Annotated in this window: 4 protein-coding genes and 1 pseudogene; all 5 read right to left on the minus strand. The window is 41.2% G+C overall.

Annotated features, from left to right (window positions below; all coding sequences use genetic code 11):
• Positions 1–11: 11 nt before the first annotated feature.
• Positions 12–5276 (minus strand): annotated as a pseudogene (locus tag ODU46_RS01085) (DUF445 family protein); the annotation flags it as partial.
• 293 nt (positions 5277–5569) lie between these two features.
• Positions 5570–7594 (minus strand): bifunctional metallophosphatase/5'-nucleotidase, encoded by a 2025-nt coding sequence (locus ODU46_RS01090; RefSeq protein ID WP_398579087.1) that lies wholly within the window; start codon positions 7592–7594, stop codon positions 5570–5572.
• A 263-nt stretch (positions 7595–7857) separates the two neighbouring features.
• Positions 7858–8463, minus strand: a complete 606-nt coding sequence (gene sodA / locus ODU46_RS01095) for a superoxide dismutase SodA (RefSeq protein ID WP_013730459.1) — start codon at positions 8461–8463, stop codon at positions 7858–7860.
• Positions 8464–8575: 112 nt separating this feature from the next.
• The gene (gene holA, locus ODU46_RS01100) at positions 8576–9607 is read right to left on the minus strand and encodes a DNA polymerase III subunit delta (RefSeq protein WP_172076129.1); all 1032 of its coding nucleotides are present in this window, start codon (positions 9605–9607) and stop codon (positions 8576–8578) included.
• 358 nt (positions 9608–9965) lie between these two features.
• On the minus strand, positions 9966–15560 hold the full coding sequence (locus ODU46_RS01105; protein ID WP_398579088.1) for a ZmpA/ZmpB/ZmpC family metallo-endopeptidase: 5595 nt from the start codon (positions 15558–15560) through the stop codon (positions 9966–9968).
• Between the last annotated feature and the right edge of the window lie 16 nt (positions 15561–15576).

Raw genomic sequence — 15576 nt, forward strand, 5'->3', positions numbered from 1 at the left:
GAGATTGATTCTGAGACTGACTCGGAAATTGACTCTGATGTAGACTCAGAAATTGATTCACTTACTGACTCGGAAAGGGACTCTGATACGGATTCTGAAAGGGACTCGCTCACTGATTCAGATACGGATTCTGAAATCGACTCACTTACTGATTCTGAGATGGATTCAGATACGGATTCTGAAATGGATTCACTTATCGACTCTGAGATGGACTCAGATACTGACTCTGAAATGGATTCGCTGACTGACTCTGAGATAGACTCGCTTACCGATTCTGAAAGAGATTCGCTGACTGATTCTGAGATGGATTCTGAAATCGACTCGCTGACTGACTCGGAGATAGATTCTGATGTAGACTCGGAGATGGATTCAGATACGGATTCTGAAATAGATTCACTTACCGACTCTGAGATGGACTCAGATACTGACTCTGAAATGGATTCGCTGACTGATTCTGAGATGGATTCTGAAATCGACTCGCTGACTGACTCGGAGATAGACTCAGATGTAGATTCTGAAATCGACTCGCTGACTGACTCTGAGATGGACTCAGATACAGATTCTGAAAGGGATTCGCTAACTGACTCGGAGATAGACTCAGAAACTGATTCTGAAATCGACTCGCTGACTGATTCTGAAATTGACTCAGATGTAGATTCAGAAATCGACTCGCTGACCGATTCAGAGACAGATTCGGAAATTGATTCACTCACTGACTCTGAAAGTGACTCAGATGTAGATTCAGAGATAGATTCAGAGACGGATTCGGAAATAGATTCACTTACTGACTCTGAGATAGATTCTGAGATGGATTCTGAAAGAGACTCGCTAACTGACTCGGAAATGGATTCTGAGACGGATTCTGAAATTGATTCAGATGTAGATTCTGAAATAGATTCGCTCACTGACTCAGAGATAGACTCGCTGACTGATTCTGAAATTGACTCAGATGTAGATTCCGAAATCGATTCGCTGACTGACTCTGAGATGGATTCTGAAAGAGACTCGCTGACTGACTCTGAAACTGACTCTGAAAGAGATTCAGATGTGGATTCCGAAATTGACTCGCTGACTGACTCGGAAATGGATTCTGAGACGGATTCTGAAATTGATTCAGATGTAGATTCTGAAATAGATTCGCTCACTGACTCAGAGATAGACTCGCTGACTGATTCTGAAATTGACTCAGATGTAGATTCCGAAATCGATTCGCTGACTGACTCAGAGATGGATTCTGAGACGGATTCTGAAAGAGACTCGCTAACTGACTCGGAAATGGATTCTGAGACGGATTCGGAAATTGATTCAGATGTAGATTCTGAAATAGATTCGCTCACTGACTCTGAGATGGACTCAGAAACTGATTCTGAAATTGACTCGCTGACTGACTCGGAGATAGACTCTGAGACTGATTCGGAAATTGACTCGCTGACTGATTCTGAGATAGATTCTGAGACGGATTCGGAAATTGACTCGCTAACTGACTCGGAAATGGATTCTGAGACGGATTCCGAAATTGATTCAGATGTAGATTCTGAAATAGATTCGCTCACTGACTCTGAGATGGACTCAGAAACTGATTCTGAAATTGACTCGCTGACTGACTCGGAGATAGACTCTGAGACTGATTCGGAAATTGACTCGCTGACTGATTCTGAGATAGATTCTGAGACGGATTCGGAAATTGACTCGCTAACCGACTCAGAGATAGACTCAGATGTAGATTCAGAAATTGATTCGCTTACCGACTCGGAGATGGATTCAGAGACTGATTCCGAAATAGATTCGCTGACTGATTCTGAGATAGACTCTGAGACGGATTCGGAAATTGACTCGCTGACCGATTCAGAGATAGATTCACTTACTGATTCTGAAATTGATTCGCTCACTGACTCAGAGATAGATTCTGAGACGGATTCCGAAATAGATTCGCTAACTGACTCTGAGATAGACTCGCTGACTGATTCTGAAATTGACTCAGATGTAGATTCCGAAATAGATTCGCTGACTGACTCAGAGATGGATTCTGAGACGGATTCTGAAAGAGACTCGCTGACTGACTCTGAAAGAGATTCAGATGTGGATTCCGAAATTGACTCGCTGACTGACTCGGAGATAGATTCTGAGACGGATTCGGAAATCGATTCGCTTACCGATTCAGAGATAGATTCACTTACTGATTCTGAAATTGATTCACTCACTGACTCTGAGATAGATTCTGAGACGGATTCGGAAATTGACTCGCTAACTGACTCGGAAATGGATTCTGAGACGGATTCGGAAATTGACTCGCTGACCGATTCAGAGATAGATTCACTTACTGATTCTGAAATTGATTCGCTCACTGACTCAGAGATAGATTCTGAGACGGATTCCGAAATAGATTCGCTAACTGACTCTGAGATAGACTCGCTGACTGATTCTGAAATTGACTCAGATGTAGATTCCGAAATCGATTCGCTGACTGACTCAGAGATGGATTCTGAGACGGATTCGGAAAGAGACTCGCTGACTGACTCTGAAACTGACTCTGAAAGAGATTCAGATGTGGATTCCGAAATTGACTCGCTTACTGACTCGGAGATAGATTCTGAGACGGATTCGGAAATCGATTCGCTTACCGATTCAGAGATAGATTCACTTACTGATTCTGAAATTGATTCGCTCACTGACTCAGAGATAGATTCTGAGACGGATTCCGAAATAGATTCGCTAACTGACTCTGAGATAGACTCGCTTACTGATTCAGAGACGGATTCGGAAATCGATTCACTTACTGATTCTGAAATTGATTCAGATGTAGATTCAGAAATAGATTCGCTGACTGACTCGGAGATAGACTCGCTAACTGATTCTGAAATTGACTCAGATGTAGATTCAGAAATAGACTCGCTGACTGACTCGGAGAGGGATTCAGATACCGATTCTGAAATCGACTCACTTACCGACTCGGAGATGGATTCACTTACTGACTCGGAAATTGACTCAGAGACGGATTCGGAAATCGATTCACTTACTGACTCTGAGATAGATTCTGAGACTGATTCTGAAATTGATTCACTCACTGACTCTGAGATAGATTCTGATACTGATTCTGAAATTGACTCAGACGTGGATTCAGAAATTGACTCGCTAACCGACTCGGAAATTGACTCAGATACAGATTCGGAAATTGATTCAGATGTAGATTCCGAAATAGATTCGCTGACTGACTCTGAGATAGATTCTGAGACTGATTCTGAAACGGATTCACTCACTGATTCTGATACCGATTCAACTACTGACTCACGGACTGATTCCGACAAGGATTCAACTACTGACTCGGAGAGGGATTCAGATGTAGATTCTGAAATCGACTCGCTGACTGACTCTGAGATGGACTCAGAGACTGATTCAGAAATTGACTCACTTACTGACTCGGAGATGGACTCAGAGACTGATTCAGAAATTGACTCACTTACTGACTCGGAGATGGACTCAGAGACTGATTCAGAAATTGACTCACTTACTGACTCGGAAATTGACTCAGAGACGGATTCGGAAATCGATTCACTTACTGACTCTGAGATAGATTCTGATACTGATTCGGAAATCGATTCGCTGACTGACTCTGAGATGGATTCAGAGACTGATTCGGAAATCGATTCGCTGACTGACTCGGAGATAGACTCAGAAACTGATTCTGAAATCGACTCGCTGACTGACTCGGAGATGGATTCAGATACCGATTCTGAAATTGATTCAGATGTAGATTCAGAAATAGATTCGCTAACTGATTCTGAAATTGATTCAGATGTGGATTCTGAAAGGGACTCGCTGACCGACTCGGAGATGGATTCAGATGTAGATTCTGAGATAGATTCTGAAACGGATTCACTCACTGATTCTGATACCGATTCAACTACTGACTCACGAACTGATTCTGATACCGATTCAACTACCGACTCGCGCACTGATTCTGATACCGATTCGACTACTGACTCACGCACTGACTCAGAAATAGAGTTTGAAATCGAATCTGAAAGCGACTCTGAATTTGAAATAGATTCTGAAACAGATTCAATAACCGACTCAGAAATAGAGGTTGAAATTGAATTGGAAAGTGACTCTGAAGTAGAGATAGATTTCGATTCACTTTCAGATGCTGAAATACTTTGTGAGATGGAAGTGCTATCTACCTTCGTAACTGAAAGACTAGCTGTAACGATATCTACCTGTCCATCAGGTTTTGTATAATGTGAACCCGTAGAATTATCAATAATCGTGAAATTAAATTGATATGTCCCTGTCAAACCTTTTTCAATGGCTTCAGCAAGAGTTTGTACGTATTTTGATCCAACTCTAATATAGTTTAGTTGAGCACTATAGCCTGATTCAACAATCAATAAATCAGTTGCACTAAAACTTTTTAATTCATCCAATGATTTGGATGTCACACTAGTATTTAAAGAAGCTTTGGAACCATTAACTGCTGCACGTAAAGCAGTATATGCACTAGATGATACCGTACTTGTAGTTTCAGCTTTTTCTATGCGGAATTGAATAACATTCGTCTGTTTTTCAACAACTTCTTTTTCTGCAACACTTGACTGATTCTCAGCCAAGCGATAGCCTGATGGAATTTGTGTTGCTGTTTCGGTCACAGTTGTTTTGGCAATCAAATCAGTAGTGGTTACCATTGCTGAACGTGGATATTTTTTAACCACTTTTCCTGTTTCATCTACATATTCAACACGATAAATAATACCAGTAGTTCGGCTAGTCGTACTAGCAGTTTCCGAACTTAGGGCTGATTCACTAGCTGATACTGACTCACTTGTGGAAATTGCTTCACTTTCTGAAACAGATTCACTTGTAGAAATTGATTGACTAACCGATTCTGAGTTGCTTGTCGATTCAGAGATACTGTGCGATTGTGAAGTTGTATCTGAATCAGCATTAACATTGCTCATGCTCACGGTATCTTCATTAACCAACACAGAGGTGGTTACTTCGGTTGCCATCACCGTATCCTCTGCAAGGACTTGGTCTACAGAGACCCCACCACCAACTACAGCACTCGCAGCTATCAAACCACGTAATACTTTTGTTGCAGAAACTTGTTGTGGTGTTGGAGACAGTTTCACCTTAGTTTTTTCAGAAGTAGTTTGTTTGCCTAATTGGATAAGTCCAATTTGTGACATCACCGTACGCACCCAATGTTTTCCAGATTTGTGCATCTTTACTCGGCTTTTGCGCGAGACTTCTGTATAATCGTTCCTTTTTTTGCTACTCATGTTAGCTCCCCCATATAACTTCTCCTAAGTTGAATAAACAGCTACACCTTTATACTCCTATATATATTTAGCATAGATATTTTAACACTCAGCACCCCATTCTATCCCAAAAATACTAGTTTGTCAATTGATTATACGTACATCAAATAAGAATATGTTTACATCGTATATATTAATATAGCATTTTTGTTTTATGTATCATTTATTCAGCATGAATGAAATTAAAAAGCCAGGACAAACCACCCTGACTTTTTGCATATAAATATTACTGAATCTGTTATCTAATCTAAAAATTATTCCTCTTCCTTACGTCTCATTGAGACAGCCATTCCGAGTGAAACTAAGCCACCCAAGCTAATAAGAAGTGAGCCTAGGGCTTCTTGACCGGTATTTGGAAGTGTTTGATTTCCTGATGCTTTTTCAGCTTTCTTATTTGAAATAGGAGCTACACTTCCAGATGGTGCCGGTTGCTCGTTTGCTTTCTGATTTGCTACACTATCGCCACCGTCGCTTGCTTTTTCAGGTGTTTTCGTATCGGTAGTTGTCCCAGCAGTATCTCCTTTTTCTTCTGCTTTTGGTTCTTCTACATACTCCTCGACAAATGCTTTTCTACCTGTAATAGTTGCACTAATCGTTTGACCTGCTTTTTCTAAATCAGTCAAATACTCCACAAATACTTCTGTATCTAGATTGATAGCGCCAATCAGCTTAGCTTCTTTGAAAATCGAGAAACCATCCCCACCACCAAATAGGAAGTCATTGATGACAAGTGTATAGGTTTCTGTCGGAACAATCTCTGTTCCATCTTCTTTGAAGGCTTTAACAACCTTGTAAGGATTTTCTTCCGTTGGATTATCTGCTTTCGTGTAGATATATTTGATTCCAGACATTTGAAGGAAATATTTTTCGCCTTCATCGTATTGTTGATTTAAAGCTGTATAAATCTGTTCACCTGTCATTTGAACGACTTGTAGGATATTCCCAAATGGTTGAACAGCCTGTGCTGCTCCCCAAGTAACGGTTCCATCCTCTTGGACCTTCAAATCTGCCCGAATCCCGCCATTGTTGGTCATTGCAAAGTCAACATCATAACCTGATTTCTTAGCAATAGCTAATTGAGCCGATGTTACTAAATTGCCCACAGCACTTTCTTTAAATTCATTTACCTCGCGAGAAATATCTGTCGCTTGACTAGCCGTACCAATTTTTTGCTCTGTTACTTTTTTAACAATGGTATTTGCTTCGTCTACAATCGCCTGAATTTCTGAACTTGGTGTTTTCTGCCCTGGTGCCACTGCAATAATTTTCGCAGTCGGAACAGCTTTAAAGTCGGCAATATCTGTATCATAAACAGCTCTAACATCTGCATAAGCCTTACCTTGTGAGGTAGCTTGTACAATCAAGGTTTTTCCTGTTGTACCGTTTGTATAGACATGGTTGTGACCGGCAAACACAAGGTCAACTGAGTGTTCAGGATAGATTTCATTTAGCTTAGCAATCATATCTGCAGCTTCACCAGCAGCCACACCATCCTTACTTGTAGCTGGGACGTGAGCCAGTACAACTATCGCATTTACACCTTTTTCAGCTAACTCACGCGCATATTTAGCAATCGTTTCTGCCTCATTCAAAAAAGTGTACTGCTCATAGTTTTTCTTCAAAACAAGATTAGGAATTTCTGTCGTAACTACACCAATAAAGCCAATATTTGCTTCTTTATCATTTACAGGAATAGTCTTAATAGCATATGGTTTCCAGCCATACGGAATTTCACCCGTCTCTTTGTCAATAACGTTAGCGATAACAATCTCCTGTTTGGCAGCTTCATGAGTATAATTATCTACAATCTCATTAAACTGACCTTCTTTCGGAGCTTCACCAGTCATGATACGGTTATACTCATCAAGTCCCTCATCAAATTCATGGTTCCCCAAAGTACCATATTCAACATCCATTTTGTTAAAGACTTTTACAGTTGGTTCATCTTGTAAAAGTCCAGAATTCGATGGACTTGCACCAACCATATCTCCGGCTTGAACACGGATAGACTCTGCAGGTGTTTCTGTTTCTGCTGCTGTTTCTTCAAATTCTGCTTGCGAATCATCCATGTAAGCATCAAGCAAGGCGGCAGTTCCTGCATTCCGAACTGTTTCCCCCTCCAATCGCGCTGTCCCTGTCGTATCAAGCGCACCATGGAAATCATTAACTCCCATAATTTGGACAGCTAATTCATCTGCTAAAACAGCCTGTGTTGTAATGACACTAAAACCAGCTACAAGAGCTAGTACACTGCTTTTCAACCGAATATTCTTTTTCATAAGCAAATCAATGCTCCTTCTATTTTTTGTCATATTGACATATCTATAATAATCCTTTTCTTACGGCTTTTCAATATTAAATCAGTCATTTATAACAAAAAATTATAAAAATATTCGTTTATTCTTACTTTTACATCATTTTTCTGAAAATATCTTGTTATTTTTATCCATAATACGAAAAATCACCCCTCTTTCCTTACACAATTCTCTCCAAAGTACTCTTCGCAACTAAAAAATCTCTTCCAAACGGAAGAGAACTGTTCTTATTTAGCTGCCTTATAAAGTTCGTTAACCTTGTCCCAGTTGATTACTTCAAAGAAGGCTTTGATGTAGTTTGGACGGACATTGCGGTAGTTAAGGTAGTAAGCATGTTCCCAAACATCCAATGCCAAAATTGGTTTCAAACCTTGCATGATTGGTGTGTCTTGGTTAGCAGTTGAGATAACTTCCAACTTGCCTTCTTTATTAACAACCAAGAAAGCCCAACCTGAACCGAAACGAGTTGTTGCTGCTGCAGTGAAGGCTTCTTTGAAAGCATCAAATGAACCAAAAGTTGCATCAATGTCTGCTGCCAATTCTGCTGAAATTTCTGTTTTTTCAGGTGAAAGCAATTCCCAGAAAAGAGCATGGTTCAAATGACCACCACCGTTGTTGATCAAAGCTTGGCGGATGTCAGCTGGAATTTGCTCCACATCTGACAAAAGAGCTACCAAGTCTTCGCCAATTTCAGGGTGTTTTTCAAGGGCAGCATTCGCATTTGCAACATAAGTCGCATGGTGCTTATCGTGGTGAAGGGTCATTGTTTCTGCATCAATATGTGGTTCCAAGGCATCGTATGCGTATGGAAGGTCTGGTAAAATAATTGCCATTTTCGTTTTCTCCTATACTAAGTGATAGTTCTATTCTACTCCAATGTGAGAGCCTTTTCAATTTATTTGTCTGAAACTACGGTTGACCCTCGGTCTAAAAATACTCTTTTTACTATGTGGTCGCAATTTTTAATAATGCCAAATCAAATAAATAATCCTTATCAAATTGGCCTGTTTTAATTTGAAAATCTGTATCGATTAGGAGCTTGACGACTTTTTTCAAAAATCCAATGGACAGATGGCGTGAATCACGCAAAGCATACTTTACTTGGTATGGATTCACCTTACGCCCCATAATAGTTGATAACTCAGCTACTATCTGCTGTTCCCCTCGGCCTTGCTCTAGTAGTATTTGCACCTGTAGATAGGTTCGAAATTGGGTTAACATGATGGCAATCAACTTAACCTCTTCCTCCCCTTGTAACCGCAAGTCACGAACTAAGTTGCGAGCCTCGTCTACCTTGGATTGTAGAATTAACTGTGTTAAATCAAAGATATTATCTTGTAGTGTTTTGGGGATAGCCGCATCAATATCTGAAATTTCAATCGTCTCTTTACCCTTATAAGATTGAAGAAAGGCCAGATTCTTACTGATTTCTGCAAAATCAAAATTGGACTTTTCTAAAAGATATTGAAAAACCTCTCCTCCCATCTGCAATCCAAGATGCAGTATCTCTTTCTGGAAATGATTTTTCAAATCCAGCTCCTTCAGGGGATTGGCTTCTAATACTAGTCCATCTCGTTTGAGGAGTTTGACCAGACGACGCTTACTGTCCAACTTACCCGGTGCTAGAATGACCAAACGTGTTGTTTCGACAGGATTTTCCAAATAGGCCTCAAACTGTTTGAGTTCATCATCCGTCAAATGCCGTTTTTTATCTGTCGTTAAATCTGCAAAATAATCAAGAATCACTATTTTTTCATCTGAAAAGAAAGGAAGAGAAACTAAGTCCAAATCTACCTGATGATAATCAGCCTCCGACATATCAAAATAGGCAAAACCTAAATCTGCCGCATCAAAATCAAGCTTCCTCAGAAGTAAGTCTTTCGCTATTTGGTATTGTCCGATGTCTTCACCGCATAAAACGGTCAGAAGCTCTAATTTCTCTTTTTTTAATTTTTCAATCTGTTCAATAACTAACATGTATACCTCTAATTCTTAATAAATTATACCATGTTGAAATAAAAATAGAAAACAAACTCATTAATAAAAATAGATTAGTCATACTCAATTAAAATCAAAACCAAACCGTTTTCAATGGTCGGGGAATCATTTCGAAGTTGGAGCTAAAACGAACAGTTCGTTTCGACATGTGCGAATAGAACTTTTGTTTTCAGCTAGCAAGGTTTGTTTTTGATTTTTGAAAAGTATCAATTCTTCTATCAATTATAAAAAAGGGCAGAAACTAATACATTTAGCTTCTGCCTTCAAAATTAGGATAGAATTCGATTCGTAGTATTTAAGGGAATGAATACTCAGTCGAAACTGGGATTCATTGCTACTATTTCTCATCTCCTCTATAAAGAGAATGATGAGATTTCTTACCATGCTTCAAAAAGACCAGATTAAAGAGTGCAAGCATTAAGCCAACCAGGACAAGATCATTCTTGTCTCCTGTTTCAGGTAACTGCCTATTAGACAATTGTTTCTGTTCAACAGCACTCACAGGGACTGCCATTTCTTTTGCGGCTGGCTTTGGACTATTTTCTCCTGTCCCTTTCTCTGAAACCACAAAAGTTCCTTTAGCTACTTCTAGCGGGGGAAGAACACCGACTGGCAGTTCATGTTTGACGCCCTTGCCATTTTCTACAAAGAGAATATGAAGAGGAACGGCGACTTCTTCTTGACTACGATCATCATAAACCACTCGAACGATAATAGAATAATCACCGCTGGAATGTGGTAGTGAACCTACAACTTCAAAATCAACTTGACCGGCTGCGGTCGGAAGACTGATTTGCTTCAATATTTCAGCCGCAGTTGCTTCACTAGTGCTAGTTGGAAGAACTTGGGCTGTTCCTGTAACCTGAGCTTGATAGAGATCGGATTTTGGAAGAACACCGACTGGCAGTTCATGTTTGACGCCCTTGCCATTTTCTACAAAGAGAATATGAAGAGGAACGGCGACTTCTTCTTGACTACGATCATCATAAACCACTCGAACGGTAATAGAATAATCACCGCTGGACTGTGGCAGTGAGCCTACAACTTCAAAATCAACTTGACCGGCTGCGGTCGGAAGACTGATTTGCTTCAAGATTTCAGCCGTGATTACTTCACTAGTGCTAGTTGGAAGGGCTTGGGCGGAACCTGTAACCTGAGCTTGATAGAGATCGGATTTTGGAAGAACACCGACTGGCAATTCATGAGTGACTCCCTTGCCATTTTCTGTTTTCTGGACAATCACTTGAACAAATACCTGCTCCTGACTGCCGTCATCAAATCGAACAAGGACTGGAATAGTATGTTCACCAAGGGTTGTGGGAAGAGGATTTACAAGACTCCTTTCAACAGGACCTGCCTGGGCATCAACCTGAACCTTGGCCAAAATAGCAGTTCCCACCGCAGTCAAATCGTCATCTGTTTCATAGACATACTTATCTCCGACAGTAACCGAATAAACATCTGCTTTCCATGGGATAACCTGAATTGGAATAGCCACCTCATGAGTGTCCTTACGGAGTTGCAGACTAGTAACTTGTGGGGTCAGGGTGACAGGCACCACTTCCACACCGTACTCCTTGAATTGGTCTGGAGTGATGGTTTTGGATAGACCTTGATTGTCCACTAGCTTCACTTGAAGACCTGCCAATTCCACTGTTTCAGCTGGACGATAGTCTGTCTTAGTCGGTGGGGTCACCAATTCAAGACCTGTAACCGCAGTTTTATCGAATACTTTAACTGGTAGGGCAGGGGTGATTAATTCCAATGGAATCTCAATTGTCTGAGATATTTGCAGGTTGTTCAATTGAGTCTGGTCAAAACTTGATGCAATTTCATAATGTCCTTGGGCTGGTTGAGGCAAACGTGCTACCAAATCTGTCACAGAGGAACCTACTTGCAAGGTCAAGTTTTCTTCTTTGACTACTGTTTCACCTTCTTTGAAACGAAGGTTGATTTGGAGGTTCTGTGGTGTCTGAGTCGGCTCTGTTAAACGATAGGAAATTCCCTCATTGCTCAAGCTAAAACGGTCCGATTGGTTTTCCAAGGCAATTCGAATAGTATCTGCAAAGCCACCTTCAGCAGTCACGAATACCTTATCAACATGAGGACTTAGATTATGCTCAAATCCTCTAACAAGAACTTCAACAGTACCTTCAATGCTACCTGTTACTGCTAGGCTAGCTGTAGCTGGGACAATGACTTTTCCTTGACCAGATAGATTTCCCAGAGTTACTGGATCATTGGCAATGATCAACTGCGTGCCAGTTGCAAGTTCTACACCTGTTGAAATCTCAGATACCTGACTGGCTAAACTAACATCTGCCTTATTGACCAATTCTAAAGTTTGGATATTTTGTACATTCAATCCGTGAATGCGTGCAGTGTCAATCGTAACCTTATTATCCAAACTACCATTACCGTCAATTGATTTCAAACTACTAGATTTTGAAATAACAGACACTGGTCCCTCAACAAGCTCCCCATTAACACCTGACAGTTTAATACCTTGATCGGCATTGACAAAATCCGACAGGATTGAAATTGTCACAGGAATGCTGCTTGCTGAATCTGCATTTCCTGCGTAGATTGTGTTAAATCGTGTATCTGAACTTCCGTTGGTAATAGTAATTTGCCCACGGCTTCCTGCTGGATCGCCCGTACGAGAGCCGGCAACCAGGCTTGGACGGAGATTGCTTTGAGCTTGACTTATGGTTGTAGAAACTCTATCAAAGGTCAAATGGTAACCATTGGCATAGAGCGTTGCTTGTTGACTGGCATCTACAATCATATTCAGCGTCATGTTGGCAAAGGTTACATCATTACCCAATTCTACATTTGGACCTCGGAAGGTGAGGCGATGCCCTTGACCATCAATTGTGACCGCCTTATTGATAAGGAAAGGCGTTTCTTGACGATGTTGAACATCACTTACCAATTTGATGGTATCACCATCCCTAGCTTGAGAAAGTGCATAAGTCAAGCTATGATATGGATTACTTTCTGTTCCTTGACCGTCTCTGGATTGCTCATCTCCCTGAGTGACATACAGGTCACGCGCCTGAACTTCTTGATAAATACTTGAACGGAAGTCATCTGTATCCTTCAAATAAGCCTGGAAGATGCTCTTTTTCAATTCTTGAACAGCTGAAACTCTGGTTGACAAGGCTGCCTTGTTGGTTGCATTAAGTTTCATCTGTTGCAAATCTTTGGCAATGGCTGCATCCATCAAACTCTGAATAGCAGCGAAATCGCTGGCTACACTAGTGGATTTTAGTTCGGTAACCTTGGCGATGCGACGGTCAAACATAGCTTTCTTAAAGGTTGCTAGGTCTCCTCCATATTCTGGCATAATGGCATTCAAAGCTGCCTGATCATTGGCATGCTGGCCAGAAACATAGGCTACCATTCCTTTTTCATAACCACATTCTCCTAGAATATCATAGGCATTTCTTCTAAAGCTAATATCACCTACTGTTCCTGCATTGTTTTGCAGACCTGCATAGATAGGCTCAAAGAGAGGAATGGTGTAGTAAGAATTGGTTCGAGCTATTCCTGTGGTATTGAGACCATCAAACTTGTAGCGACCGGAAATCAATTGATTATCTACAAAATCATGGACAGATTGCAAACCTGCTGCTAAATCTCTCGAAATCGGTTGAGATTGATCTGTCTGACCACCATTGGCACTTGCGACAAGGCTCAGCTGATTAAGTAGGACCGCCCTGTCTTCAGGTATCTGACCCAAGATAGACTGAGCTTCTGCGTAGTCTAAAGTGTACAAGACGTCCAAGATACCCTGCATATAGGTCTTGAGGTCATCACTTGTTTGGAAACGGTCTGGACTAGCATTTTGTGTCCGATTGTCTCCCATGCGAAAGGCGGTATTGATAATAAAGCTCGGGTCTTGATAGGGTGTTTTGGCAACATCCATAGACTCAAACATTCCTCTGGCAAAAACTTCTTGTAACTGGCTAGCTCGTCTATCATAGCCATTTAACCAAACGTTCTTATCAAACATATGGGTCAATTCATGGGTATAGACAGACTGACCTGCCTCAGACAGGGATTTTTTCAAGAAGAGGTTAATAGAAGTCTTTCCATTGGCCTGACCATCAGCTTGTAAAAAGTTGGCATAAAGGTTGAGCGGTCTGATAAATTTCTCGACCCCTTCTAAAACACTTGAACCATATTTTGGTGAATAAAGTTCTTGAACGCGCTGAGTAGCTGTCCCTAGTTTCTGCGGACTATCAATCACAATAATGGTTTCATGATTGGCTAGAATATCCTTGTTCTGACTGATACGATGCCAGAATTTCAAAAAGCTTTCCTGGTCATCAGCATAGGATTGTAAGTTAGCTTTAAATATTGCCAAGCCGGTCTGGTCACCTGGTCGAACATAGGATTCCGTCAAACCGTAGTTGACTGTGTTTGAAGTGCTAATGGCATATATGAGATCACTAGGTAGGGTCAGGAGAGGAATGAGGTGGTTATTTAGACGTGCATTGCTCTTTAATTTCTGATAGAGTGAAGAATCGCCGTAAGGAGATTGGGACTCTGCCAGATGAGCCTTACTGGTCTCCTTAAACCATTGCTCCCCTGTTTTACTTGGCTCAAAAAGGCTAACTCCCTTCTCCACAAAGGAGAAAATATCAGCTTGATTTGTAATTGGAGCTAGTTTGGTTTGGTAAGTAGTCGCTGACTGTCCCAAGGTCAAATCACGATAGGTCAGGGTATTCAAGATAGTAAGAGTTCCAAGAGGACTCCCGCCACCACCAAAAACCTGAGGGTGATACAAGATTAAATCTTGGGCCTGATGTTGACCAAATTCAAAGGAATATTGACGATCCAGATAGGAAAGACCTGCTAAAATCTTCTCCTTATTACGACGGATATCCTCTACATTGACTTGGCTTGATTTCTCAAAAATACCCGTCAGACTCGTTTCAATCTTAGCCTTTACTCGCTCAAAACTCTCCCTCATATCCAGCATATCCATATAAGCTGTCTGCTTGAGAGACTGCAGCTGGTCGGCTGACAGAGCATTTCCCCCATTTTCCTTCCGAATGGCCGTCTCTAGAGCATTTTTTTCAAGAAAACTTTCTTGATGGCCCAAGTAAGGATAGAGTGAGTCATAGGTCACAGCCGCAAAATCATTTTTCAGCGAAGCAACCTGCTGCGCAACTGCCTCTCTGGTCTGGCTTGTCGTCGGCTGAGTCGTCGCAGGGACTATCTGACTACTACCATCCGAATAAACCACTTGAAACTGCTGAACTGTTTTTCCATTGACGGAGGTCATAAGCTCCCCTTGGTCATCTAGTGGCAATTTAGCAACTTCATTGGCAGCTACACTACGAGCCATGGATACTGAACGAAGTACGGGTTGGACTACTTCTTTTGCTAGCTGGTCAGTCGGAGCAGATTCTACTGTTGCTGTTTCTGCTACCTGAGCTGTTGTAGCTGGCTCTACTGCTGATTGGCTTGGGTTTGCAACAACTGTTTGAGGACTTTCTGTCGCTATACTAGGTTCACTGACTTTCGCTTCCGACAGGGGTTGAACTGAGTTTGCCTTTTCTTGATCGAGTGTTGTTGATTGATTTTCTTGGGTAACTGGGGTCTGTGAGACGATTGAATCAGTTTGTGTAGACTGAGCTACTGGAGACAAAGTCTCTGCGGGAACTGTTGCTAATAACTCCGTCCCCACTATTTCCGCAGTTTGATGAACTGTTTCATTAGTAATTTGCACTTGACTTGGCTCATCTGTTACTGACTGACTAGTTTGTTGACTACTAGTAGGCACTTGACTTACCTCTCGCGCAGCCGCAACCTGCCCTCCAAGGACGCTAAAGCTAATGGCCAGAGCAACTGACACGACACCGATGGAAAACTTACGTATACCAAAATGGTGCTTCTTTTGTAAAAAATTTAAATTCATTAAAATATAGTCTCCT

This window comes from Streptococcus sp. 2020WUSS089, from assembly GCF_044427405.1.
Classification (GTDB): Bacteria; Bacillota; Bacilli; order Lactobacillales; family Streptococcaceae; genus Streptococcus; species Streptococcus hashimotonensis.